The sequence below is a fragment of the Cohnella thermotolerans DSM 17683 genome (assembly GCF_000429825.1).
GTDB lineage: Bacteria > Bacillota > Bacilli > Paenibacillales > Paenibacillaceae > Cohnella > Cohnella thermotolerans.
Genome location: NZ_AUCP01000041.1, coordinates 33,686 through 58,399 on the forward strand (window position 1 = coordinate 33,686; position 24,714 = coordinate 58,399).

Annotated in this window: 22 protein-coding genes and 1 rRNA gene; 22 read left to right on the forward strand and 1 reads right to left on the reverse strand. The window is 60.1% G+C overall.

Going from position 1 to position 24,714, the window contains the following annotated elements; translation table 11 throughout:
- Positions 1-324: 324 nt before the first annotated feature.
- The 12 genes from G485_RS0108120 (at position 325) to cysK (ending at position 14,074) form a co-directional block, all read left to right on the forward strand.
- Complete coding sequence (locus G485_RS0108120; protein WP_027092157.1) at positions 325-1,080, forward strand: vWA domain-containing protein; 756 nt, start codon at positions 325-327, stop codon at positions 1,078-1,080.
- On the forward strand, positions 1,064-1,984 hold the full coding sequence (locus G485_RS0108125) for a serine/threonine protein kinase (protein WP_027092158.1): 921 nt from the start codon (positions 1,064-1,066) through the stop codon (positions 1,982-1,984). Before G485_RS0108120 ends, G485_RS0108125 begins: the two co-directional genes overlap by 17 nt.
- 21 nt (positions 1,985-2,005) lie before the next feature.
- Positions 2,006-3,445, forward strand: a complete 1,440-nt coding sequence (gene tilS / locus G485_RS25600) for a tRNA lysidine(34) synthetase TilS (RefSeq protein ID WP_051318104.1) — start codon at positions 2,006-2,008, stop codon at positions 3,443-3,445.
- Positions 3,446-3,491: 46 nt separating this feature from the next.
- Positions 3,492-4,031 carry a hypoxanthine phosphoribosyltransferase gene (gene hpt, locus G485_RS0108135; RefSeq protein WP_027092159.1) on the forward strand — a complete coding sequence of 180 codons (540 nt, stop codon included), beginning with the start codon at positions 3,492-3,494 and terminating at the stop codon, positions 4,029-4,031.
- Positions 4,032-4,132: 101 nt separating this feature from the next.
- Entirely contained in the window at positions 4,133-6,154 is a 2,022-nt protein-coding gene (gene ftsH, locus G485_RS0108140) for an ATP-dependent zinc metalloprotease FtsH (protein WP_027092160.1), read from the forward strand.
- Positions 6,155-6,679: 525 nt separating this feature from the next.
- Entirely contained in the window at positions 6,680-7,618 is a 939-nt protein-coding gene (gene nadA, locus G485_RS0108145; protein WP_027092161.1) for a quinolinate synthase NadA, read from the forward strand.
- Positions 7,619-7,652: 34 nt separating this feature from the next.
- Entirely contained in the window at positions 7,653-9,266 is a 1,614-nt protein-coding gene (nadB, locus tag G485_RS0108150; protein WP_027092162.1) for an L-aspartate oxidase, read from the forward strand.
- Entirely contained in the window at positions 9,259-10,158 is a 900-nt protein-coding gene (gene nadC, locus G485_RS0108155) for a carboxylating nicotinate-nucleotide diphosphorylase (RefSeq protein WP_084423203.1), read from the forward strand. The genes nadB and nadC overlap by 8 nt, the downstream gene beginning before the upstream one ends.
- Entirely contained in the window at positions 10,155-10,925 is a 771-nt protein-coding gene (locus tag G485_RS0108160; RefSeq protein WP_027092164.1) for a type III pantothenate kinase, read from the forward strand. Before nadC ends, G485_RS0108160 begins: the two co-directional genes overlap by 4 nt.
- 112 nt (positions 10,926-11,037) lie before the next feature.
- Positions 11,038-11,919 carry an Hsp33 family molecular chaperone HslO gene (gene hslO / locus G485_RS0108165; protein ID WP_027092165.1) on the forward strand — a complete coding sequence of 294 codons (882 nt, stop codon included), beginning with the start codon at positions 11,038-11,040 and terminating at the stop codon, positions 11,917-11,919.
- 19 nt (positions 11,920-11,938) lie between these two features.
- Positions 11,939-12,907 (forward strand): peptidylprolyl isomerase, encoded by a 969-nt coding sequence (locus G485_RS25605; RefSeq protein ID WP_051318105.1) that lies wholly within the window; start codon positions 11,939-11,941, stop codon positions 12,905-12,907.
- A 228-nt stretch (positions 12,908-13,135) separates the two neighbouring features.
- Positions 13,136-14,074 (forward strand): cysteine synthase A, encoded by a 939-nt coding sequence (gene cysK / locus G485_RS0108175; RefSeq protein WP_027092166.1) that lies wholly within the window; start codon positions 13,136-13,138, stop codon positions 14,072-14,074.
- A 225-nt stretch (positions 14,075-14,299) separates the two neighbouring features.
- Here cysK and G485_RS0108180 read toward each other — a convergent pair whose 3' ends face one another.
- The gene (locus G485_RS0108180) at positions 14,300-15,811 is read right to left on the reverse strand and encodes an FAD-dependent oxidoreductase (protein WP_027092167.1); all 1,512 of its coding nucleotides are present in this window, start codon (positions 15,809-15,811) and stop codon (positions 14,300-14,302) included.
- A gap of 153 nt (positions 15,812-15,964) precedes the next feature.
- On the opposite strand from G485_RS0108180, the gene G485_RS0108185 reads away from it, so the two are divergent.
- From G485_RS0108185 to G485_RS0108230, 10 genes are all read left to right on the forward strand, one after another.
- Complete coding sequence (locus G485_RS0108185; protein WP_027092168.1) at positions 15,965-17,518, forward strand: anthranilate synthase component I family protein; 1,554 nt, start codon at positions 15,965-15,967, stop codon at positions 17,516-17,518.
- 48 nt (positions 17,519-17,566) lie between these two features.
- Entirely contained in the window at positions 17,567-18,148 is a 582-nt protein-coding gene (gene pabA / locus G485_RS0108190) for an aminodeoxychorismate/anthranilate synthase component II (protein ID WP_027092169.1), read from the forward strand.
- Positions 18,145-19,023 carry an aminotransferase class IV gene (locus G485_RS0108195; protein WP_027092170.1) on the forward strand — a complete coding sequence of 293 codons (879 nt, stop codon included), beginning with the start codon at positions 18,145-18,147 and terminating at the stop codon, positions 19,021-19,023. Before pabA ends, G485_RS0108195 begins: the two co-directional genes overlap by 4 nt.
- Positions 19,020-19,877, forward strand: a complete 858-nt coding sequence (gene folP, locus G485_RS0108200) for a dihydropteroate synthase (RefSeq protein ID WP_027092171.1) — start codon at positions 19,020-19,022, stop codon at positions 19,875-19,877. The genes G485_RS0108195 and folP overlap by 4 nt, the downstream gene beginning before the upstream one ends.
- Before the next feature lie 5 nt (positions 19,878-19,882).
- The gene (gene folB / locus G485_RS0108205; protein WP_027092172.1) at positions 19,883-20,275 is read left to right on the forward strand and encodes a dihydroneopterin aldolase; all 393 of its coding nucleotides are present in this window, start codon (positions 19,883-19,885) and stop codon (positions 20,273-20,275) included.
- 7 nt (positions 20,276-20,282) lie between these two features.
- Positions 20,283-20,807, forward strand: coding sequence for a 2-amino-4-hydroxy-6-hydroxymethyldihydropteridine diphosphokinase (folK, locus tag G485_RS25610; protein WP_051318107.1), 525 nt, complete (start codon positions 20,283-20,285; stop codon positions 20,805-20,807).
- A complete protein-coding gene (dusB, locus tag G485_RS0108215) occupies positions 20,800-21,816 on the forward strand; it encodes a tRNA dihydrouridine synthase DusB (protein WP_027092173.1) in 1,017 nt (338 codons plus the stop codon). Before folK ends, dusB begins: the two co-directional genes overlap by 8 nt.
- 256 nt (positions 21,817-22,072) lie before the next feature.
- Positions 22,073-22,549, forward strand: a complete 477-nt coding sequence (greA, locus tag G485_RS0108220) for a transcription elongation factor GreA (protein WP_027092174.1) — start codon at positions 22,073-22,075, stop codon at positions 22,547-22,549.
- Positions 22,550-22,699: 150 nt separating this feature from the next.
- A complete protein-coding gene (lysS, locus tag G485_RS0108225) occupies positions 22,700-24,205 on the forward strand; it encodes a lysine--tRNA ligase (RefSeq protein ID WP_027092175.1) in 1,506 nt (501 codons plus the stop codon).
- A 303-nt stretch (positions 24,206-24,508) separates the two neighbouring features.
- Positions 24,509-24,714, forward strand: a 16S ribosomal RNA gene (locus tag G485_RS0108230); the annotation flags it as partial.

The following is a 24,714-nucleotide window of genomic DNA, read 5'->3' on the forward strand; positions in this document are numbered from 1 at the left end:
TCGCGCATTTTTCCTCTATATTCACTTCCAATCCCTCCCTTATATATAAGCGGTAAATCCAAGATGCAGGGCGCGGCACCGCACGACCCGATCGCCAATTCATTCCAGCATAACCGTCCGGCCCGGTGTAGGCAATCCCTCCTACCCGCGGGCTCACAAAAAAGGGGTTGTCTACCCATTCGGAAACGGCGCAAAGATGCCGATAAGATAGACAAAGAAGCGAACATTTTTGGGTCAAAAGCGCTCTCCGTCCGCGGACGGTTAATTCTTCCACCTGTTGGCGACAATGCTAATAGAGTCGAGAGAATGAGGAGCGTGGGATAGATGAATCAAATATTGCTTGTTACCGACGGCGGCTCCAACGTGGGCGAGAGCCCGGTCATCGCAGCCGCTCAGGCGTTCGCTGACGGAATCGTCGTCAACGTGGCGGGCGTCGTCGACGAAGGCAACATCGGCGAGCACGGAGCGACCGAGATTGCCGAGATTGCGAGAGCGGGCGGCGGGATGAGCCGCATCGTAACTTCCCGGCAGCTGTCGCAGACGGTGCAGATGATGACCCGGCAGACGGTGGTCGGCACGATCCGGCAAGCCGTCAATCAGGAGCTGCGCCAGCTGTTCGGCGTCGAGTCGGTCGCGGCGCTGCCCCCGGCGAAGCGGGCGGAAGTCGTGCAAGTGATGGAAGATCTCGGGGAGACGTCCGACTTGCGCGTTGCGCTGCTCATCGACGCGAGCGCCAGCATGAAGCCGAAGCTCGCCGCCGTCGCCGAAGCGATCCGGGATCTGACGCTCAGCTTGCAGGCGCGGGCGGGCCAGAGCTCGGTCGCGGTGTTCCACTTCCCCGGCGATTCCGACCGCGAGCCCTGCGTCATGGACTGCTCGTGGACCGATCAGGCGGCCCGGATCGAGGCGCTGTTCGGACGGCTGCGCATGCGGGGAACGACGCCGACGGGGCCTGCGCTGGCGCGGGTGACCGAGTTTTTCAGAGAGACTTGTGGTAAGATCATGTCAGAACCTGTACAACCGTCCGCGCCGAACCGGCGGGACGATACCGACGGGGTGCGGAGTGATTACGTCGTCTGATAGGCAACTGCCGCCGGGAACGATTTTAAACGGCAAGTGGCACGGCAAAAGCTACCGACTGGAACGATTGCTGGGCGTCGGGGCCAACGGGCAAGTGTATTTGGCGTCGAGCGGACGCTCAACCTGCGCGTTGAAGATCGGCATGGAGACGGAAGAATTGCAGGCGGAGGCGAACGTGCTCGCCTCGCTCGATCGGCGGGAGCGGGGACGCCCGCCTTTTCTGCTGGATGTGGACGATGCCGTGGTGGGCGGCCGGGAGGCGCCCTTCTATGTGATGCAATATGTGCCGGGCGTTCCGGTTCGAAGCTATCTGCGTCAACACGGAGAGCAATGGTTCGGCGTCATCGGCTACAGGCTCCTTAAAAGGCTCGCCGAATTGCACGAGGCCGGCTGGGTGTTCGGCGACGTGAAAAACGACAATGTGCTCGTCAGCAGCTACGGCCGCGTCGCGCTGGTCGACTATGGCGGCATGACGGCGGCCGGCCGAAGCGTGCGTCAATTTACGGAAATTTACGACCGCGGCTATTGGTCGGCCGGGAGCCGTACCGCCGAACCGGCGTACGACTGGTTTGCCGTCGCCGTGCTTTGGATTCACGTTCTGGACGGCAAGCGCCTTATGAACCTGAGCCGCATGCTGCTGCCGCAGAACCGGCACCCCCGGGAGCTGATGGCGCTCGTGCGGTCGAACTTGCTGCTGAAGCCGATGGAACCGTGGATCGACAGGGCGCTGAACGGCCGATTCCGCGATTCCGAGGAGGCTTGCGAGGCTTGGCGGAGCTGCTTGCAAACCGCGCAGGAGGCCAAGCTGGACAAGTCGGCCAAGGTGCCCGGCTGGATGGCCGGCTTGTTCGCGCTGTCGGTGGCGCTGTGCCTGGCGGCCGGGGCTTTCTGGATTTTGAAGTGAAGAAGGAGAGGGAACGAGACAATGGACGAGCTGTTGCTCCGGGTGCGGTCGGAGACCGCGGGGGAGAGCTGGCGCGCCGCAGGCCGGACCGTTGTCGCCGCGGTGTCCGGAGGCCCGGACTCGATGGTTCTCCTCCACCTGCTGAAGGCGATGGCGGAGACGGACGGCTTCCGGGTCGTCGCGGCTCACGTCAATCACCGGTTCCGCGGAGCCGAGGCGGACGCCGAGGAAGAGCTCGTGAAGCGGACGGCGGAAGCATGGGGGGTCCCGTGCGAGACGGCCGCCATCGATGTGCCGGCCTACATAGCGGAGACCGGATTGAATCCGCAGGAGGCGGCGCGGGAGAAGCGGTACGAATTTCTGCGCGATGTCGCCCGCCGGAGCGGCGCGGAAACGATTGCCCTCGGCCATCACGCCGACGACCAGGCGGAGACGGTGCTGATGCGTTTGCTGCGCGGATCGGGCATCGCCGGGCTGGCAGGAATTCCTATGAAACGCAAGGAAAACGAATTGGAACTCATCCGGCCTCTTCTGCGTATAACCAAATACGAGCTGCTTGAATATGGCAAGCGGAATTCGGTTCCTTACGCGTTCGACAGCAGCAACGCCGATCGCCATTATCTTCGCAACGCGATCCGGCTTGATGTGTTGCCGATGCTGGAAAGCTTCAATCCGCAGGTGAGGGCCTCCCTGGTTCGATTGTCCGAGATGGCGAGAATTGAGAACGACTATATGGAATTGGAAGCCCGCAAGGCGCTGGCCAGGACGGCAATTCGCTCAGGGGACGGCTGGGCGGTCGATCGGGGGCGCTTCCGCGGTCTCCACGTCGCTTTACAACGAAGATTGATTAAACTAATATTGAACTATGCTGAGCCGCCGCGCTTCTCCTTCGATTATGAACGGATAGAAGAGGCAGCGGCGGCGATCGTCGCGGAAGCGCCGTCCGTCGTCAAGGTCGATATCGGCAGCGGCTGGATTCTGAGCCGCGAATACGAGACCGCCTATATCGGGCCGGAGCGCCCGGCCGCCGGATCGTTCGCTTACGGGGTGCCCGGACCCGAATGTGGCGTAAACGTGCCGGAGGCGAACGCGGTTTTTCGTTTCAGCCGCATAGTCGGACCCGTCACCTCTCCGCCGGATTCGCGGTGGGAGGCTTTTTTTGACGAAGAATCGCTCGAGTTCCCGCTTGCCGTGCGGAATCGACGTCCCGGAGACCGATTCGAGCCTCTTGGACTAAACGGCTCCAAAAAAGTGCAAGATATGTTCGTTGACTCCAAAGTGCCGAAGTGGCGACGCGACAGACTGCCGCTCCTGGTTGACGCCTCGGGAAGGATTTTGTGGATTCCCGGCTTGCGGCGTTCGCGTTTTGCGCTCCCTTCCGAGAAGGCGGGACCGGTCGTTCGCGTGCGGGTGGATGGAGATTTTCGGGCGGACGGCGACGAAACGGCGACATGTTCCTAGCAACGCCATCATACCGTTTATTAATTCGGACTGGGAGGTCCCCTCTTTGCTTAACGACATTCAAGAAGTGCTCTACTCGGAAGAACAGATCCAATCGAAAGTCCGTGAATTGGGTGCAGCCATCAGCCGCGATTACGAGGGGCGCAACCCGCTCGTCATCTGCGTGCTGAAGGGCGCCTTTATTTTTATGGCCGACCTCGCCAAGAGCATAACCGTGCCGATCGCCCTCGATTTCATGGCGGTCTCCAGTTACGGCAACTCGACCCGTTCGTCCGGCGAAGTCCGCATCGTCAAAGATTTGGACACCTCCGTGGAAGGCCGGGACGTCATCATCGTCGAAGACATCATCGACAGCGGCTTGACGCTCAGCTATATTATCGACGTCCTCGAACGCCGCAACGCCCTGTCCGTGCATGTCGTCGCTTTGTTCGACAAGCCCGGCCGCAGAACCGTCGACCTGAATGCGGACTACACGGGATTCGTCATTCCCGATGCGTTCGTCGTCGGCTACGGATTGGACTACGCCGAGAAATACCGCAATTTACCGTTCGTCGGGGTGCTTAAACCGGAGATCTACTCCAGCTAATTTTGGGGACGATCCGCCATCTTCCGTACGTCGGCCGTTCTATTGTGATGCCAAGACAGGCTATGGTAAAATGATGTAAGCGTGTCGGGAGGAGGTCAGGGATGAATCGGATCATCCGCAACACAGGCTTTTATTTGCTTATATTTTTGGTGACCGTCGGTATCGTTCAATTTTTCATTAAGCAGGGCGAGACGACGGAGGAATTGAATTACAACCAGCTGGTCGCGATCGTGCAGCAGGACAAGGTCAAGGACCTAAGGTTGCAGATCGACAACGGTTCATATTTGATCACCGGGCATTACAAGGACAATGACAAGCCGGCCAACCAGAAGAGCAACACGTTCGGTGGACGGTTCCCTCTCGCCGATTACGCGATCAAGGATTTGACGGATACGGCAATGAACAACGGCGCTCAGGTCCAGTTCCTGAAGATGAAAGGCGAAAGCTTCTGGCTGACGTTCCTGACGTCGATCATCCCGTTCGTGATCATGTTCATCCTGTTCTTCTTCCTGATCAATCAGGCGCAGGGCGGCGGCGGCAAAGTGATGAATTTCGGCAAGAGCCGCGCCCGTCTTTATAATGAAGAGAAAAAACGCGTCACCTTCGAGGACGTCGCCGGAGCGGACGAGGAGAAGCAGGAGCTGGTCGAAGTGGTCGAGTTCCTGAAGGATCCCCGCAAGTTCGCGGCGCTGGGCGCCCGCATTCCGAAGGGCGTACTGCTTGTAGGGCCTCCGGGTACGGGTAAAACGCTTTTGGCTCGCGCGGTAGCGGGCGAAGCCGGCGTTCCTTTCTTTAGCATCTCCGGTTCCGACTTCGTCGAAATGTTCGTAGGCGTCGGCGCCTCCCGCGTCCGTGACCTGTTCGAGAACGCGAAGAAGAACGCGCCCTGCATTATCTTCATCGACGAGATCGACGCCGTCGGCCGTCAGCGGGGCGCAGGCCTCGGCGGCGGACACGACGAGCGCGAGCAGACGCTGAACCAGCTCCTCGTCGAGATGGACGGCTTCGGCGCCAACGAAGGCATCATCATCGTGGCCGCGACGAACCGTCCCGACATTCTCGACCCCGCGCTGCTGCGCCCGGGCCGCTTCGACCGCCAGATTACGGTCGACCGTCCGGACGTCAAAGGCCGCGAAGCGGTGCTGAAGGTGCACGCCCGCAACAAGCCGCTGGCCAAGGATGTCAAGCTGGACACGATCGCCAAGCGGACGACCGGCTTCACCGGCGCGGACCTGGAGAACCTGTTGAACGAAGCCGCGTTGCTGGCCGCCCGCCGCAACAAGAAGGACATCGCGATGCAGGAAGTCGACGAAGCGATCGACCGCGTCATCGTCGGCACGGAGAAGAAGAGCCGCGTCATCAGCGACCGCGAGAAGCGGATCGTCGCTTACCACGAATCCGGCCATACGGTCGTCGGGTACTTCCTGGAGCACGCCGACATGGTGCATAAGGTGACGATCATCCCGCGCGGCCGCGCCGGCGGATACGTCATCATGCTGCCGAAGGAAGACCGCATGCTCGTTACGAAGCAGGAGCTGCTGGATAAAGTCACCGGGCTGCTCGCCGGCCGCGTCGCCGAGGAATTGTTCATCGGCGAGATCGGCACCGGCGCTTACAGCGACTTTAAGCAAGCGACCAGCATCGTCCGCAGCATGATCATGGAATACGGCATGAGCGACAAGCTGGGGCCGATGCAGTTCGGCAACTCGCAAGGGCAAGTGTTCCTCGGCCGCGATCTCGGCCACGAGCAGAACTACTCCGACGCGATCGCCTATGAGATCGACCAGGAGATGCAGTCGATCATCCAGGCCTGCTACGATCGGGCGAAGAAGCTGCTCACCGAGAAGAGCGCGGAAGTGCACCGTCTGGCGAACACGCTCCTCGAAGTGGAGACGCTGGAACTGGAGCAAATCAAGAGCCTGATCGAGAATGGCTCGATCGAAAAAGAGGGCGGAGAAGGCGGTTCCGAAGGATCCGGCGCTACCGCGTCCGAACCGACGTCGCAAGAGCCGACCGTCGACACGATGGGCAACGTGCGGGTCCGCATTCAAACCCGCGACGACGAACCGGTTCCGCCGGTGCCGGACCAACGTTCGGACGACGGCTCCGAAGAACCCAAATAATCTCCGCAGTCCAGATTCGGCTAGCGACCCAACCCCCGGTTCCTGTTGGAGCCTGGGGTTTTTTGCTGCGCGAACGTACTCCGGCAGGTCTTGGTGCCCCCGGGTCGCCCTCGGCCTCCTTTATTCGCTTGTTTGCATCATTGCAGGCTTATCCCTGCTGCTCAGTTAGTGGGATCCATGAGATCGATGAACAGTGGGATAGGGCCGGCGTTATTATCTGAGCTATGGGGATAAGCCCTCTATAACACCCTAAATACGGCCGAATTCGCACAAGCCGTTCAGGCCTCCTTCGCCATGGCGTTTCTTTGGTTTTTTTTCACGGAATTCCCTCGGAAATATCGTCTTCTTTTTGCGAAACATGAATTGACAGGGGGGTACGTCGCGTGTAAATTAATTGTTAAACGACACCGCACAATAAGGTTTTTTGCCCCTACCTTTGTGCTTATATTCACAAACTAAGCTTCATCAAGCAGCATCCTATCAACGTACCCCGGCCCCGACGGCCGCAGGGAGGAGAGCACATCCATGGAAGCATTGGCCTTGGAGCGCAAGGCGGAACAGAACCGCGAACTGCGCGAACGGCTCCTGCAGCTCAAGAAAGAGCGAAATGCCATCATTCTCGCCCATTATTACCAGCGCGACGAAATCCAGGAAGTGGCGGATTTCCGCGGCGATTCGTTCCTGCTCGCGCAGAAGGCGGCGGCGACGGACGCGGACGTTATCGTTTTCTGCGGCGTGCATTTCATGGGGGAGAGCGCGAAGATTCTCGCCCCGAACAAAACCGTTCTCGTACCCGACGAACGCGCGGGCTGTCCGATGGCGGACATGGTCAACCCGGTCGGGCTGCGCGAGCTCAAAGCCAAGCACCCGAACGCCAAAGTCGTCACGTATATCAACTCTTCCGCCGACGTCAAGGCCGAGACCGACATTTGCTGCACCTCGTCCAATGCGATCAAGGTCGTCAACTCGGTCGATGCCGATGAAATCATCTGGTGTCCGGACAAAAACCTCGGGCATTACGTCTCGAAGTTTACCGACAAGAAGATGATCATCTGGGAAGGATACTGCAACACGCATGACATGCTGACGGTGAAGGACGTTGTGGAGATGCGGGCCAAATACCCGAACGCGCAGTTCGTCGTTCACCCGGAGTGCCGACCGGAAGTCGTCGAGATGGCCGATTACGTCGGCAGCACGACCGGCATCTTGAAATATTGCAAGGAATCGGACTGCAAGGAATTTATCGTCGGAACGGAAGACGGTACCGGGTATCAGCTCCGTCTCGACAGTCCGGACAAAACGTTCCATTTCGCTTCGAAGTTTCTCGTCTGCCCCAACATGAAGGTGAACAATCTCAAAAAGGTCGTGCGGGCCCTTGAGACGATGCAACCGGAAATTTACGTTCCCGAAGACGTAGCCGATAAAGCCCGATTGTCGCTGGAGCGCATGCTGCAAGTGAAGTAGCATGCGCTACTCTCTTGGTTAGGAGTCTTCATTCATGATCCCACGTTATTTGGTCGATTTTGAACTGGACGGGCTGCCCGCGGTCGAGACCGACGTCATCGTGATCGGCGCCGGCATCGCCGGCCTGTTCACCGCGCTCAAAGCGAGCAAGAGCAACCGCGTTCTGATGATCACGAAGAAATCGTTGTTCGACAGCAACACCCGCTATGCCCAAGGGGGAATCGCGGCCGTCATCTCCGACGAAGATTCGCCGGAGTTCCACCGGCAGGATACATTAGTCGCCGGTGCGGGGCTGTGCGATCCGGAAGCGGTCGACGTGCTCGTTCATGAAGGGCCCGAAGGCGTTCAGGCGCTCATTCGTTACGGCACGATGTTCGACGAGGAGGACGGGCATTTCGCGCTGACGAAGGAAGGCGCACACAGCCAGCGGCGCATTCTGCACGCCAACGGCGATGCGACCGGCTACGAGATCGTCCGTGCGCTCGCCCAGAAGGTGCAGGATAACTCCGTCATCGAACTGTGGGACGATCATTTCGTGCTGGACCTGCTGACGCAGGATGGCGTGTGCTACGGGGCGCTCGTGCAGAAGCCGAACGGCTCCCGCGTCGTCGTTCGCGGCAAAGCGACGATTCTGTGCACCGGCGGAACCGGCCAGCTCTACCGTTATACGACCAATCCCGAAGTGGCGACCGGAGACGGCATCGCCATGGCTTACCGGGCGGGCGCGGTCATTCGGGATATGGAGTTTATACAGTTCCATCCGACGTCGCTCTGTTATCCGGGGGCGCCGAGATTTCTCATCTCGGAAGCCGTTCGGGGCGAAGGCGCCGTTCTACGGAATATCCGCGGGGAGCGGTTCATGGACAAATACCACCCGCAGCTGGAGCTGGCGCCGCGGGACGTGGTCGCCCGCGCCATCGTCAGCGAGATGGAAGCGACCAAATCGACCTACGTTTACATCGATATTACCCACGAAACGCCCGAGCTTATCAAGCGCCGTTTTCCGACCATCTATGAATATTGCCTGACCTACGGACTCGACATGACGACCGACTGGATTCCTGTTGCGCCCGCGGCTCACTATATGATGGGAGGTGTGCGCACCGATCTGCACGGGGAGACGAATATCAAGCGGCTGTTCGCCTGCGGGGAAGTGTCCTCGACCGGCGTTCACGGCGCGAACCGGCTGGCGAGCAATTCGTTGTCGGAGGCGATCGTGTTCGGCAAGCGCATCGTGGATCGGATCAATACGCTGCCTTCCTTGACGGGGCCGCTGTCGATCGGCTTCCAGAACGGCCGCACCCATCCGCCGATGGGCACGATTGTCGAGCGCAGGCTGAAGCTGCAGAAGACGATGGTTCGTTACGTCGGCCTGCGACGCGATTCGCAGGGGCTGCACAAAGGGCTGGAGGAGCTGAAGCGGCAGCTCCCGCTGCTCCAGTCGCATCTGACCAAGAAGGAAGAGCTCGAATTCGCGAACCTGCTGACCTGCGCGCTGCTGACTACGGAAGCGGCCCTGTCCCGCGAAGAGAGCCGGGGCGCTCATTACCGCGAGGATTTCCCGGAACGGGATGATAGAAACTGGCGGAAGCATACCCTGTTGCAAAGGGAAAAAGCGATTGGCGAGGAGGTCGTCGGCCATGTTTGAACGAGAGAGCGACTGGAACATCGGCGGCCCGGCCGTCGAGGCCGTACGCGCGCAAATTCGCGCCTGGCTGCAGGAAGATATCGGCAGCGGCGACGTCACGACGATGGCCACGGTGCCGGAAGATCATCAATCCCGGGGCATTATCCATGCGAAAGCGTCGGGGATTGTCGCGGGGATGCCGCTGATGCGGATGGTTTTCGGCGTGGTTGACGCTTCCCTGAAGATCGAATCGCAGGTTTCGGACGGCGACTTCGTGGAGAAGGGCAAGGTTCTTGCTGTCGTGGAAGGGTCCACGCACAGCATTCTGACGGGCGAGCGGCTGGCGCTCAACCTGCTGCAGCGGCTGTCCGGCATCGCGACCGTGACGCGGGCCTTCGTCGAAGCCGCCGAAGGCTTCCCGGCGCGAATCGCGGACACGCGCAAGACGACGCCGGGACACCGGACGCTGGAGAAATACGCGGTTCGGATCGGCGGAGGGTCGAACCATCGGTTCGGCTTGTATGATGCAGTCATGATCAAGGACAACCATATCAAGGCGGCGGGGGGGATCGCAGCCGCCGTCGCGGCAGCCAAACGCCGCGTGCCTCATACAATGAAGATCGAAGTGGAGGCGGAATCGCTGGCGCAAGCCGAAGAAGGGGCGCGGGCCGGCGCGGATATCGTCATGTTCGACAATATGTCGCCGGAGAGCATGAAGGAGGCGGTCGTCCGGCTTCGCGCGATCGCTCCGCACGTGCTGCTTGAAGCCTCCGGCGGCATGCGCGTCGAGCGCGTGCGCGAGGTGGCGTCGACCGGCGTCGACATTATCTCCGTCGGCAGCTTGACCCATTCGTTCCAGGCCCTCGACATCAGTCTCGACCTGAACGCCAAGAAAGAGGGGGAGCCGTCGTGATTCTAGTCGTCGATGTCGGGAATACCAACATTGTGCTCGGTTTGTACGACGGCCGGATTCTGAAGCAGCATTGGCGGCTCAGCACGAATCGGTCCGCCACCGTGGACGAGTACGGCATTTTGCTGACTAATTTGTTCCATATCGCGGGCGTCAAAGCCCAGGACATCGAAGGCGTCATTCTGTCCAGCGTCGTCCCTCCGCTCATGCCCACGCTGGAGCAGCTGTTCGTGAAGTACGCCGGGCACGAGCCCATGGTCGTCGGCCCCGGCATCAAGACGGGGCTTAATCTTCGTTACGAGAATCCGAAAGAGATCGGCGCCGACCGGATCGTCAACGCCGTCGCCGGCCTCGAGCGCTATGGGGCGCCGCTGGTCATTGTCGACTTCGGCACGGCCACGACATTCGACTATATCGATCCGACGGGCGCCTACCTCGGCGGCGTTATTATGCCCGGCATCGGCATCTCCGCGGAGGCGCTGTACCAGCGGGCTTCCAAGCTTCCGCGCATCGAGCTGAGCAAGCCGCGCCACGTCATCGGCCGCAACACGGTGGCGGCGATGCAATCGGGGATTATTTACGGCTACGCCGGTCAGGTGGACGGCATCGTCGACCGCATCCGCAAGGAGCATCAGGTCGATCCGAAAGTGATCGCCACCGGAGGGCTGGCCCGGCTGATCGCGGACGAGACGGAGACGATCGACGAGGTCGACGACATGCTGACGCTCGAAGGGCTGCGTATAATTTACGAGCGCAACGTTGACCGATAATAGAAGAGGCGGCTGCGTCCGGTGCTTCGCTTTGCTGTCGCAAAATGCCGGGGCTTCACCGCCTGTTCCATAAGCCGGCCGAAGGGATAAAACGAAAAGGAGCTTTAAACGGATGAACGATCAATTGGTGCGGGGAACCGCATGGAACGGCAGCATCCGCGTGTTCGCCGCTCGCACGACGGCGCTTGTCGGGGAGCTGCAGCGCAGGCACGACACGTATCCGACCGCGACTGCGGCACTCGGCCGGTCGGCCACCGCGGCCGCCATGATGGGCTTTATGCTCAAGGGCGACGAGAAGCTGACGGTGCAGGTCAAGGGAGACGGACCGCTCGGGCAAATCGTCATCGACGCGAACGCGAAGGCGGAAGTCCGCGGGTACGTCGAAGAGCCGCACGTGCATCTTCCCAGCAACGAGCACGGCAAGCTGGATGTGGCGGGCGCCGTCGGGCGTTCGGGTTATTTGCATGTCATTAAGGACCTGGGCCTCAAGGAACCTTACCGCGGAAGCGTGCCTCTGATTTCCGGGGAGCTCGGGGAGGATTTTACGTACTATTTCGCCTTGTCGGAGCAGACGCCGTCGGCCGTCGGCCTGGGCGTTCTCGTCGATACCGACAATTCCGTCCTGCACGCGGGCGGCTTCATCGTGCAAGTGATGCCGGGCATCGAGGAATCCCAGCTCGTCCGGCTGGAGAATGCGGTAGCGGCGATGCCTCACGTCACGGCGCTTCTCGATCAGGGAGAGACGCCCGACAGCATTCTTCGCTTTCTGGTCGGAGACGATCTGGTCATCCACGAGACGATCGAACCGAAGTTCGTCTGCCAATGCTCCCAGGAACGCGTTGAACGAACGCTGATCAGCATGGGAGCCGAGGAGCTTCGCAGACTGATCGAAGAGGACGGCGAGGCGGAAGTGCAATGCCATTTCTGCAACGAAAAATACCGGTTCGGACGAGACCAGCTGTCGGAACTGCTGGAGAGGGCGGCTTCCAAGTGATTAGGGGATGATGAAGGAGATGAGGCGAACGAAACGGCGGTACGGGCCGATCGTTCTGCTCGCCCTTATGTGCATGTTGATCGGCGAGGCGGGCTGCACGTCCGGGCCGGCGACGAAGGCAAGCCCCGGGCCGGGCGCCACAAAAGGAGGGCTGCCTCCCGGCGCGCCTACCGGGAACGGCGACGAGACGGTCGCGACCGTCGGAGGAGAGTCGATTACGAGAGGGCAGCTCGTCGATCAATTGCTCGCGAATTACGGCCCGCAGACGTTGCGGACGCTGATGCTGCGCATTGCAGTCGAGAAGGAAGCGGAAGCAAAGGGGATATCGATAACGGACGAAGAAGTGGAGCAGGAACTGCGCCGAATGAGCGAGGGGTATGACAGCGAAGAGCAGTTCTATGCTTCGATGCGCGAGCAGCTCGGGATGGACCGGGATGAGGTGCGCAGAGACGCCAAGTATCGCCTCCAGCTTGAACAGCTGGCGACTCTTCAGGTCGAGGTGCCGGAGGAAGAGATTGAACGGTATATCAAGGAGCATCCGGACGAGTTTGGTCCCCGGACCGAGCTTCGGTTGTCCCACATTGTGGCGGCGAAGCGTTCGGACGCCGAGCAAATCGTGCATCGGCTCGAGGAAGGGGAAGACTTCGAGGAGCTGGCCCGGGAGAAATCGACCGACGAATTCACCTCGGAGAACGGCGGAGACATGGGGTGGGTGGACGCGGACGATCCGCTGACGGATGCCGCTTTGCTCAAAGCCGCCGTCGCTCTCGACGTCGGACAGACGGCCGGCCCGGTAAGAACGGCAAGCGGTTACGAGATCGTGAAGCTGACGGGCCGGAATACGGAAGCGGGGATGGACGCGGAGGCGGCCAAACGCGAAGCCCGCAGGCAGCTGGCGCTGGATAAGGCCGTTCCGATGGCGGATTTGGAGCAATCGTTGTTGGAGAAATACGGAGCGCAAATTAGCGATCCGTCGCTGAAATCGTAAGCGCAAACGCTTGGGTGGCGAGGGGATGCCGGAGGTGCAGGCGGCCTCGGAGAAGACGGGAACGAATAGGCTCTTTATGGCGCTTTTATTAGCCGGTTCTTTGCCGACCAGCTATTGACAATCTTCCTTCCGGTTGATAAGATGAAAGAAGATGAATACCGACTGAATTAGTCGGATTAACGCAGCCGAGCGGCGAAGACCGCTCCATTATTGGGAGGGAATTCTGTCATGCCAAAGATTGTACAGAACGTCACCGATCTGATCGGGGATACGCCGCTCGTCCGGTTGAACCGCATCGTTCCGGAAGGAAGCGCGGAAATCTACGTGAAGCTTGAGTACCAAAACCCCGGTTCCAGCGTTAAGGACCGGATTGCCATTAGCATGATCGAAGTTGCCGAGAAGGAAGGCAAGCTGAAGCCGGGCGACACGATCGTCGAACCGACGAGCGGCAACACCGGCATCGGCCTGGCGATGGTCGCCGCCGCCAAGGGCTATCGGGCGATCCTCGTGATGCCGGAGACGATGAGCTTGGAACGCCGCAACCTGCTTCGTGCATACGGCGCGGAACTCGTTCTGACGCCGGGTTCGGAAGGCATGAACGGTGCGGTCAAGAAGGCGGAAGAGCTTGCCGCCGAGAACCCGAGCTATTTCCTTCCGCAACAGTTCAAGAATCAGGCCAATGTGAAAATTCACCGCGAGACGACCGGCCCGGAAATCGTGGAAGCGATCAACTCCTACGACGGCAAGCTGGACGCGTTCGTAGCCGGCATCGGCACGGGCGGCACGATCACCGGCGCCGGCGAAGTGCTGAAGAAGAACTTCCCGAACATCAAGATCGTTGCGGTAGAGCCTGCGGCTTCCCCGATTCTGTCGGGCGGCAAGCCGGGCCCGCACAAGATTCAAGGGATCGGCGCGAACTTTATTCCGGAAATTTTGAATCGCGAAATTTACGATCAAGTCATTACGGTCGAGAACGAAGAAGCGTTCGAAACCGCGCGCACCGTTGCCAAGAAGGAAGGCCTTCTTGTGGGCATCTCCTCCGGCGCGGCTATCTTCGCGGCCTTGAAGGTCGCCAAGGAACTGGGTGCCGGCAAGCGCGTCGTGGCGGTCGTTCCGTCCAACGGCGAGCGCTACCTGAGCACGCCGCTGTTCAACTTCGAGAACTAATCGCTACAATAATAATCATAGCATCGCAAGCAAACCCGATCCGTGCGGATCGGGCTTGCTGCGTTTAGTCCGTTCGCAAAGGGCGATAGGTAGCGAATCGCTGCTAAAGGCGGTCGTCCGCTCCTCCCAATCCGGCTTAGCGCGATATTGCAGTGAATCGCTCCTTGCTTGGCCGTCGTGAGGTCCCCCGCGCAACCTGTGCCCGCCCGAGCGTGCCCCTCAACGCTAGTTCAGCCGCTCCAGGTTTTTCTTGGCGGGACCTTCGATCACTTCGCCGCGATACGTGTAGCGGGAGCCGTGACACGGGCAGTCCCACGTTCGGTCGCCGTCGTTCCACTCCACCTCGCAGCCCATGTGCCGGCACGTCGTATCCACGACAATCAGCTCGCCGTCCGGCCCCCGGTAGGCGCCGGCCTTGCGCCCGTCTACGCGCACGAGCCCGCCTTCGTCCGGTCCCAGATCCTCCGGCTTGCGGCGCAGCCACTCCAGCTTGCCGCGGATGAGTTGTCCGGCGACGTTGACGTTCTGCGACACGAGCGTCTTCAGATCCGGGTCGGCATGGAAGCGCGAGGGATCGTACAAGTCCGCGTACCGGTTGCCGCGGCCGACAATCAAATCCGTAAGGAGATGCGCCGCCACGACGGAGGTCGTCATCCCCCATTTGCGGAAGCCGGTCGCGACGTAAATATGCTTTTTGCCGCCGGACACAGGCCCGATGTACGGCATCTTGTCCGTCGCCTCGAAATCCTGGGCCGACCATCGGTAGACGATGTCCGTGGCCCCGAATTCCGTCCGCGCGAACGCCTCCAGCGCTTCGTAATGGCGGAAGCCCGGCTCGCTCTGGCCGACCTTGTGCGATTCCCCGCCGATCAGCAGCAGCTTCTCGCCGCCGTACGTGATCGTTCGAACCGAACGATTCGGTTTTTCCGCACTGATGTACATGCCTTTGGGCAGCTCGCCCGGGGCGCGAACCGCGATGGCGTACGAGCTTTCGGCATGGAGCCGGGCAAAGTAGAAGCCGCTGTCGGGAATCGGAAAGTGGGAGCAGGACACGGCGTCCCGGCAATCGATTCGCCGTCCGTCCGCTGTCGTCACCGTCACCGATCCGCCGTTCTCCTCGACTTTGTCGATCGTCGTATTTTCAAAAATCCTTCCGCCAAGCTTTACGAATTGCTCCGTCAGATGCTTCAAATACGGCACCGGATGGAACCGGGCCTGGTTGTGCATGACGACCGCCAGCCTTGCAGGTACCGGAATCGCAAGTTTCTCCTCCAGAGCCCCGGGGATGCCCAATCTTTTGTAGGCTTCGTATTCCTTCTCGACGGAAGCGATCTTGGACTCCGCATTCGTATAGACGTAAGCATCCTCTTCCACGAGATCGCAGTCGATGTTCGCCTCTTCCGCCAATTGCCGAATGAACGCCAGCCCTTCCATGTTCGCTTCGTAATACCGCTTCGCCCGCTCTTCGCCGAAATGGGCGATATACTCGTCATAAATCAAGTCGTGCTGGGCGGTGAGTTTGGCGGTCGTATACCCCGTTGTGCCACCCAGCAGCTTGCCGGCTGTCGCCAGGACGACGGATTTCCCTTCCTTGGCCAGCAAATAGGCGGTCGTCAGACCGGCGATGCCTCCGCCGACAATGGCGACGTCCGCTTCCAAATCCTTCTCCAGCTTCCCGTAGGACGGCATCCCGACGGTTGCCAGCCAATAGGATTCCGGATAAGTAGGCAATCCCATAACGCGCTTCCTCCATTGTTCTCCGTCTTTTCATGGTTATTATTTCTAATCGATGAAACAGTATGCAGCCTATGGGATTTCGGATTGGTGCCCGGGCCATTATTCGTTATAATAAGAAAAATGCTTGGAACGGAGTCGTTCGGGAGGATTGGCGTGGAAGAAACGTTGACGACGCGGGAGCGGTGGGTGCAGTGGGTGCAGGAAGGGAAGCCGTATACGAAGCTGCCCTATATTAGGAAGTACGGGCTGAAGCCGGGCGAAGACCGCGTTCTGCTCTGGCGAAAAGCGTGGGAAGCCGCAGCGGATCACGCATTCGTGCTGGAGAGCGGCAAGGACGGGCGCTACACGTTCCTCGGCCTGAGGCCGTCGTCGGTCATTCGCGGCAAAGGCAAACGGGCCACGATCGCGACCGAGTGCGGCCCGGCCGAGACGCTGGAAGCCCCTCCGCTACAGGCGGTGCGAAGGTGGATGAGCCGCCACCGCGCACCTCTGGCGGAAGGCGCTCCGGCGTTCGCGGGCGGCTGCGTCGGCTACTGGAGCTACGACGTGGCGCGCTCGCTGGAGCGGCTGCCGGAGCTCGCCGCCGACGATCTGGGGCTGCCGGATTACGCGTTCATGCAGACGGACGAGCTGTGGGCGATCGACCATGAGCTTCAGGCGCTGTTCTGTTGCGTCCATGTGCCGGTTCCTTCGCCGGATGCGCTAAACGACGCCTACGATGCCGCCTCGGCCCAAGCGGACGCGATGAAGCGGCTCTGGGACGAGATCGCTTCCGTCGCCGACGATCCGGGCGGGCGGCAGCTCGTCCGGGCCATGGAGGAAGCTTTGCGCCGGGACTTGCTGCACATGGACGTGGAAGCTTACGAAGGCATACGCACCGCGACTTCCAAAGAAGACTTCATGCGGGCCGTCCGGCGCATCCAGGACTATATCGCGCAAGGCGACGTGTTCCAGGTGAACCTGTCGCTCCGTCAAAGCCGTCCCGTCCGTTCGCGGCCCGAGGATTTGTACGAATGGCTCCGGCGCGTCAATCCTTCCCCTTACATGAGCTTTGTGCGGTTCCCGGACTTTCATCTCGTCTCGGCTTCGCCCGAGCTGCTCGTCAAGCTGAACGGCAACCGGATGAGCACGCGCCCGATCGCCGGCACCCGGCGGCGCGGCCGCACGCCGGAAGAAGACGAGGCGATGGCGGCCGAACTGCTCGCCAGCGAGAAAGAGCGAGCCGAGCACGTCATGCTCGTCGATCTGGAACGCAACGACCTCGGCCGGGTGGCTGTCTACGGAACGGTGAAGGTGCCGGAGCTGCTGACGATCGAGAGGTATTCCCACGTCATGCACCTGGTGTCCCAGGTGGAGGGGACGCTCGCTCCGGGGAAGGACGCCTTCGACGTGTTGGCGGCGACTTTTCCGGGAGGAACGATCACGGGAGCGCCCAAAATCCGCACGATGGAAATTATCGAGGAGCTGGAGCCCGTTCGCCGAGGCCCGTACACCGGTTCGCTCGGATGGATTGACTATGCCGGGAATATGGAATTTAATATTATTATCCGTACCATGGCGGCCAAGGACGGCATCTGTCACATTCAGGCGGGAGCGGGGATCGTCATCGACTCGGACCCGGAACGCGAATTTTACGAATGCTTGAACAAGGCCAAGGCGCTCTGGAAAACGGTGCAGTACGGAGAACGGCAGAGCGGCGAAGCGTAGGAAGCGTTAGACGTCTTCGGCAGGTCTGGCCCGCAGGGAGGAACCGTCATGATTCTGGTGATCGACAATTATGATTCGTTTACGTATAACCTCGTGCAATATTTGGGCGAGCTTGGCCAAGACATTCGGGTATACCGCAACGACGAGATCGATCTGGACGGCATCGCGTCGCTGAAGCCGGACCACATTCTCATCTCGCCGGGGCCGTGCACACCGAACGAAGCCGGCGTCAGTCTCGGGCTTATCGAACGGTTCAAAGGCGAGATTCCGATTTTCGGCGTCTGCCTCGGCCATCAGTCGATCGGACAAGCGTTCGGCGGCGAGGTCGTTCGCGCGGAAGAACTGATGCACGGCAAAACGTCGGAGATCGCGCACGACGGCCGGACGATTTTCGAGGGCATTCCGTCCCCGTTCACGGCGACGCGGTATCATTCGCTCGTGGTGAAGCGGGAGACGCTACCCGATTGCCTCGAGATCAGCGCCGAGACGGCGGACGGGCAAATTATGGGACTCAGGCACAAAGAGTACGTCGTCGAAGGGGTGCAATTCCATCCCGAGTCGATCATGACCGACTACGGCCTTGTCATGCTGCGCAATTTTCTGGCGTACCGGACGGGGATTCGTTCATGAAGCTACTGATCGACGGACAATTGAGAAGCAGCGAGGAAGCCGTGATCTCCGTCTACGATCACGGCTTTCTGTATGGGATGGGGCTGTTCGAGACGTTCCGCACGTACGGCGGGAAGCCGTGGCTCGTGGAGCGGCATGCCCGAAGGCTGGCGGAAGGCTGCCGGATGCTCGGCTTCGCTTATGCGCCCGATGCGGATCGCATGGCGGAATCGTCGGCGCGCCTGCTGGAGGCGAACGGATGGGAGGACGCCTACATCCGCTGGTCGGTATCGGCCGGCGAAGGAGCGGTCGGCTTGCCGGCCGAAGATTACCGGCAGCCGCGCGAGATCGTCTACGCGAAGCCGCTTGCGCCGGACGAGCCTTCTACGCGGGCGGGCAAGACGCTCCGGCTGCTGCGGCTGCGAAGAAGCGGTCCGGAAGGCGAGGTCCGGTTAAAATCTTTCCATTATATGAACAATATTTTGGCCAAGCGGGAATTGGCGGCCGGAGGAGCCGCGCCGGGGACGGAAGGATTGTTCCTGGACGCGAACGGGTATGTATCGGAAGGGCTGGTCAGCAACGTTTTCTGGCTGCGCGATGGCGTGTTATACTCGCCGTCTCCTGAAGCGGGCCCGCTCGCCGGCATTACGGCCGGGTTCGTCCGGGAGCTGGCCCGAACCCGCGGCATTCGATGCGAGGAAGGGCTCTTCGGTTGGGAGCATCTTCTCGGCGCGGACGAGATCTTCCTCACGAACTCCATTCAGGAGATCGTGCCGGTCGCCGCCCTCGAAGCCGAAGACGGTTCGGCGGCGAAGCGGTGGGCGGAAGCCGGCAAGCTGACGCGCCATTTGATGAACGACTACCGGCAAGCGGCCGAGAGGGGGACTTTGAGATGAAGCCGGTTTTTTATAATCGGACGTATAAGTTTGACGATGGATTGACGCTCGAGCTGGGCAAGCGCACTTTGATTATGGGCATTCTCAACGTAACGCCCGATTCGTTCTCGGACGGGGGGCGGTACTTCGACTTGGATGCCGCGGTTGCAAGAGCGAAGGAGATGGCGGAAGAGGGCGCCGATCTGATCGATATCGGAGGCGAATCGACGCGGCCGGGCCACGAACCGGTGTCCGCGGAGGAAGAAATCCGTCGCATCGTGCCCGTCATCCGCGCGGTGCGGGAAGCGGTAAAGCTGCCGATCAGCGTCGATACGTACAAGTCCGAGACGGCGAGGCAGGCGCTGGAAGCCGGGGCCCATGTGCTCAACGACATCTGGGGATTCCGGGGCGATCCGGCCATGGCCGCGTTGGCCGCGGAATACGGATGCCCGGTTATTCTGATGCACAATCGCCAGAAGCGTGATTATTCGGATTTCGTGCCGGATGTGCTGGCAGATTTGCGATTAAGCATCGAGCGGGCGCATGCGGCGGGCGTGGCCGACGAGAATATTTGGCTGGACCCCGGCATCGGGTTCGCGAAGGATTACGGCGAGAACGTGGAGCTGATGGGCCGTCTCGACGAGCTGGTCGGCCTCGGCTATCCGGTGCTGCTCGCAACCTCGCGCAAGACGTTTATCCGGCAGACGCTGGATTTGCCCGCGGACGACGTTGTCGAAGGAACGGCCGCGACGACGGCGGTCGGCATCATGCAAGGCTGCCAGATCGTGCGGGTGCACGACGTGCGGCAGATGAAGCGGGTCGCCGCCATGACGGACGCGATCGCATACCGCCAAGCCGGAACAAGGGGACGATGACGAAGATGGATCGAATGCTGCTCAAACGAATGGTTTTCTACGGCTATCATGGGGTTTACCCCGAGGAAAACAAGCTGGGCCAGCAATTTATCGTCGACCTGGATCTGCGGCTCGATTTGAGCAAGGCGTCCCAAAGCGACGACGTGAACGACACGGTCAATTATGCGGAAATTCACAGACTGGTCAAGGAGATCGTCCAAGGCGCCCCGGTGAAGCTGATCGAAGCGCTCGCCGCAAACATTGCAAGAGCGGTGCTCGGTACGTATACTAGTATCATCGAAGCGACCGTATCGGTCACGAAGCCGCATCCTCCGTTTGACATTACGTTCGACGGGGTGACGGTGGAGCTTCGCAGAACCCGGGATTCCGACGGCAACGTCGTTCCCGTAGAGGATTGAAGCCAACGTGTGGGGAGCATATGCGGCGCTCGGCGCCAATCTGGGCGACCGGGAAGCGTCGCTTCGCGAAGCCATTCGCCGTCTGGGCGATGTCGCCGGCGTCGATGTGCGGCGCATCTCGCATATATACGAGACCGACCCTGTCGGTTATACGGATCAGCCCGCTTTTCTGAATATGGCCGTCGCTCTGGAGACATCTCTCGCTCCGCTGGAACTGCTTCGCGCGATGCTGGCCATCGAGAAGGAGATGGGCCGGGTTCGGGACATTCGTTGGGGACCCCGCGTGATCGACCTGGACTTGTTGCTGTACGACGGCGTGAAGATGAATACGGACGAACTGACGCTCCCGCATCCCCGCATGGGGGAGCGGGCGTTCGTGTTGGTTCCGCTGCGGGATGTATGGCCGGAAGAAGAAGGCGCGTTTCCGTGGGAGGAATGGACGACGCGGGCCGCCATGAAGCGGGAAGGCATTCGAGAATGGGCGCCCTACGAAGGGGAAACCCGCAAGGAAAGGAGCTTGAACGATGCTTAAGATAGGCGATATTCAGATGGACAACAACGTCGTGCTCGCCCCGATGGCAGGCGTGTGCAATCCGGCATTCCGCCTGATCGCGAAGGAATTCGGCTGCGGACTCGTCTGCGCCGAGATGGTCAGCGACAAAGCGATTCTGCACGGCAACACGCGCACGCTTGAGATGCTGTACGTGGACGAGCGCGAGAAGCCGCTTAGCCTGCAAATTTTCGGAGGAGACAAAGAATCGTTGGTGGAAGCGGTCAAGTTCGTCGACAAGAACACGAACGCCGACATCATCGACATCAACATGGGCTGCCCTGTGCCGAAGGTGACGAAGTGCGACGCGGGAGCGAGATGGCTGCTCGATCCGAACAAAATCTACGAGATGGTGTCCTACGCGGTAGACGCGGCGAAGAAGCCGGTGACCGTCAAGATGCGGATCGGCTGGGACGACGAGCATATTTACGCGGTTGAGAACGCGCAAGCGGTCGAACGCGCGGGCGGCGCGGCCGTCAGCGTGCACGGGCGGACCCGGGAACAATTGTATACGGGCAAAGCGAACTGGGATATTATAAGGGACGTTAAACAGGCCGTCTCCATTCCGGTGATCGGCAACGGCGACGTGTTCTCGCCCGAGGATGCCGAGCGGATGCTGAAGCATACCGGCGTCGACGGCGTCATGATCGGCCGCGGCGCGCTGGGCAATCCGTGGATGCTCTATCGCACCGTTCATTACCTGACGCGCGGCGAGATTCTGCCCGAGCCGGAGCCCGCGGAGAAGGTCCGCATCGCGATGCTTCACCTCGACCGGCTGATCAATCTGAAGGGCGAGAACCAGGCCGTCCGCGAAATGCGCAAGCATCTGGCCTGGTACCTGAAGGGTCTGCCGGATGCGGCCCGCGTTAAGAACGAGATTATGGAGATGACGACCCGGTCCGCAGTCGAGAGACGGTTGCTCGAATACGTGGAATCGCTTGCGGAGAACGCTGCGAACGAAGCGGCCGAAGGACTACCGTTGGTGCATTGAGCCGCAGGATCGAAGCGAATGGAGGCTTTTCCGCTAATTGACATTTCCATAGGGTTGAAATATAATCGTTAACAATATTCGCGACCGGATCCCGTATCGGTTGTACGAACAGTCAAGCGCCATGCGTCCGCGGCGAACGCCATATATGAATTAGCAACGGCGACGGGCCGCCCCTGGCGCGGCTCGTTCGGCAACAACATCGATGCAGCGCATTCATGCCTTCGCATGGAAATACCCTCGACAGGAGATCGATGAGATGAGCGACAAAGAAGTCCTTCTGACCCCGGACGGGTTGAAGAAGCTCGAAGAAGAGCTGGAGAACCTCAAATCGGTCAAACGCCGGGAAGTGGCCGAACGGATCAAGATCGCCATCGGATACGGCGATATCAGCGAGAACTCGGAGTACGAAGATGCGAAGAACGAGCAAGCCTTTATCGAGGGGCGGATCATCACGCTCGAGAAGATGCTTCGCAACGCCCGGATCATCAACAACGACGAGATCGACCTGGATACCGTCAGCATCGGTTCGACGGTCGTCGTCGAAGATATGGAATTCGGCGACATCGTGGAATATACGATCGTAGGCACGGCCGAATCGGATCCGCTGCAGAACAAGATCTCCAACGAGAGCCCGGTTGGCCGCACGATTATAGGCAAGAAGAAAGGCGCCATCGTCGAAGTGAACGTTCCAGCGGGCATCATCCAATACAAAATCGTGGATATCAAAAAGTAATCGCGAGAACGACAACGGATGGCGGTCAGCGGGTCGTCATTGAACGGCCGGGCTGGCCGCCTTTTTCCTGAAAAGCTTCCTCCGGAAGCTTTTTTGCACGAGTGCGGCAGATGAGGATGGACTGGAAATAGAGGCTGGAGGGAAAGCATTATGGAACACAATCAACAGACCGAGACGGCGGAGCTTAGCGAGCTTCTGCAAATTCGGCGGAACAAGCTGGACGAACTCAGAGAGCTGGGCATCGACCCGTTCGGGGTCAAATTCGAACGCACGCACCAAGCGGGGCCGATTCTGGAGCAATACGACGGGAAGAGCCAAGAAGAGCTGGACGAGCTGAACGTTCCCGTCGCCGTAGCCGGCCGCATCATGCAGAAGCGGGTGATGGGCAAGGCTTCGTTCGCCCATATTCAGGATTTGACCGGGAAAATTCAAATTTACGTGCGCGCGGACTCGGTTCCGGAAACGAAATACAAAGCGTTCAACCTGCTCGATATCGGCGACGTCATCGGGGTCCGGGGAACCGTGTTCAAGACGAAGACCGGCGAGACTTCCATTAAGGTAAGCGATCTGGAGGTTCTGACGAAGTCGCTGCTTCCGCTGCCGGACAAGTTCCACGGTCTGAAGGACGTGGAGACGCGCTACCGTCAGCGCTATGTCGATTTGATCGTCAACCCGGACGTTCGGAAAACGTTCATTACCCGCTCGCGCATTATCCAATCGATGCGCCGCTATTTGGACAGCCGCGGGTATCTGGAAGTGGAGACGCCTACGCTGCACGCCATCGCAGGCGGGGCGGCCGCCCGTCCGTTCATTACGCATCACAACGCGCTGGACATGCAGCTGTATATGCGGATTGCGATCGAGCTTCATTTGAAGCGGCTGATCGTCGGGGGCCTCGAGAAGGTGTACGAGATCGGCCGCGTTTACCGCAACGAAGGGATCTCGACGCGCCACAATCCGGAATTTACGCTGTTGGAGCTGTATGAGGCTTATGCCGACTACGAAGACATTATGCGGCTGACCGAAGATCTGATCGTTCATCTGGCCAAGGACGTGCTGGGCACGACCCAAATCGTCTATCAAGGTCAAGAGGTCGATCTGTCCGCGCCTTGGCGCCGCGAATCGATGACTTCGCTCATTCAGAAGGCGGTCGGCATCGACTTTACCGCCGAGATGAGCGACGAGGAGGCGCACCGGCTGGCCAAGGAGCATAACGTGCCGGTCGAGCCCCATATGACGTTCGGCCATATCGTGAACGCGTTCTTCGAGACGTTCGTCGAGCATACGCTGATTCAGCCTACGTTCGTAACGGGCCATCCGGTGGCTATCTCGCCGTTGGCGAAGAAGAACGAGAAGGACCCGCGGTTCACGGACCGCTTCGAGCTGTTCATCGTGGCGCGCGAACACGCCAATGCGTTCTCGGAGCTGAACGACCCGATCGACCAGCGCCAGCGGTTCGAAGCGCAGATGGCCGAGAAGGCCGCGGGCAACGACGAAGCGCAGGATCTGGACGAAGACTTCATCCGCGCTCTCGAATACGGTTTGCCGCCGACGGGCGGGCTCGGCATCGGCATCGACCGGCTGATCATGCTGTTGACCGATTCGCCGTCCATCCGCGATGTGCTTCTGTTCCCGCATATGCGCGAGTCCGAATAAAAAGGCATGACAGAGCCGGCCGTTCGATCTTCGGATCGGGCGTCCGGCTTCGCGTTGCCGGCCCGATCGAGCTGTATGAAATTTACATTAAAAAATGTTTATAAAAAGGGTTGCATCGGGCATGCAGGCTGTGATATATTAATCAAGTCGCCGCTGAACGGCAGCGATAACGAAGCAAGAATGAGCAACAAACTTGTTCCTTGAAAACTGAACATCGAGCGTAATACGGACCCTGTCACTCGTTTGAGTGGCGGACAACGATGTAACATTTTGAGCCAACAAGGCTCTTCAATAAGGATGACCTTTATGGAGAGTTTGATCCTGGCTCAGGACGAACGCTGGCGGCGTGCCTAATACATGCAAGTCGAGCGGACCTTCAAGGGAGCTTGCTCCCGCGAAGGTTAGCGGCGGACGGGTGAGTAACACGTAGGCAACCTGCCCGCAAGACCGGGATAACATTCGGAAACGAATGCTAAGACCGGATACGCAAGAGGGAGGCATCTTCCTGT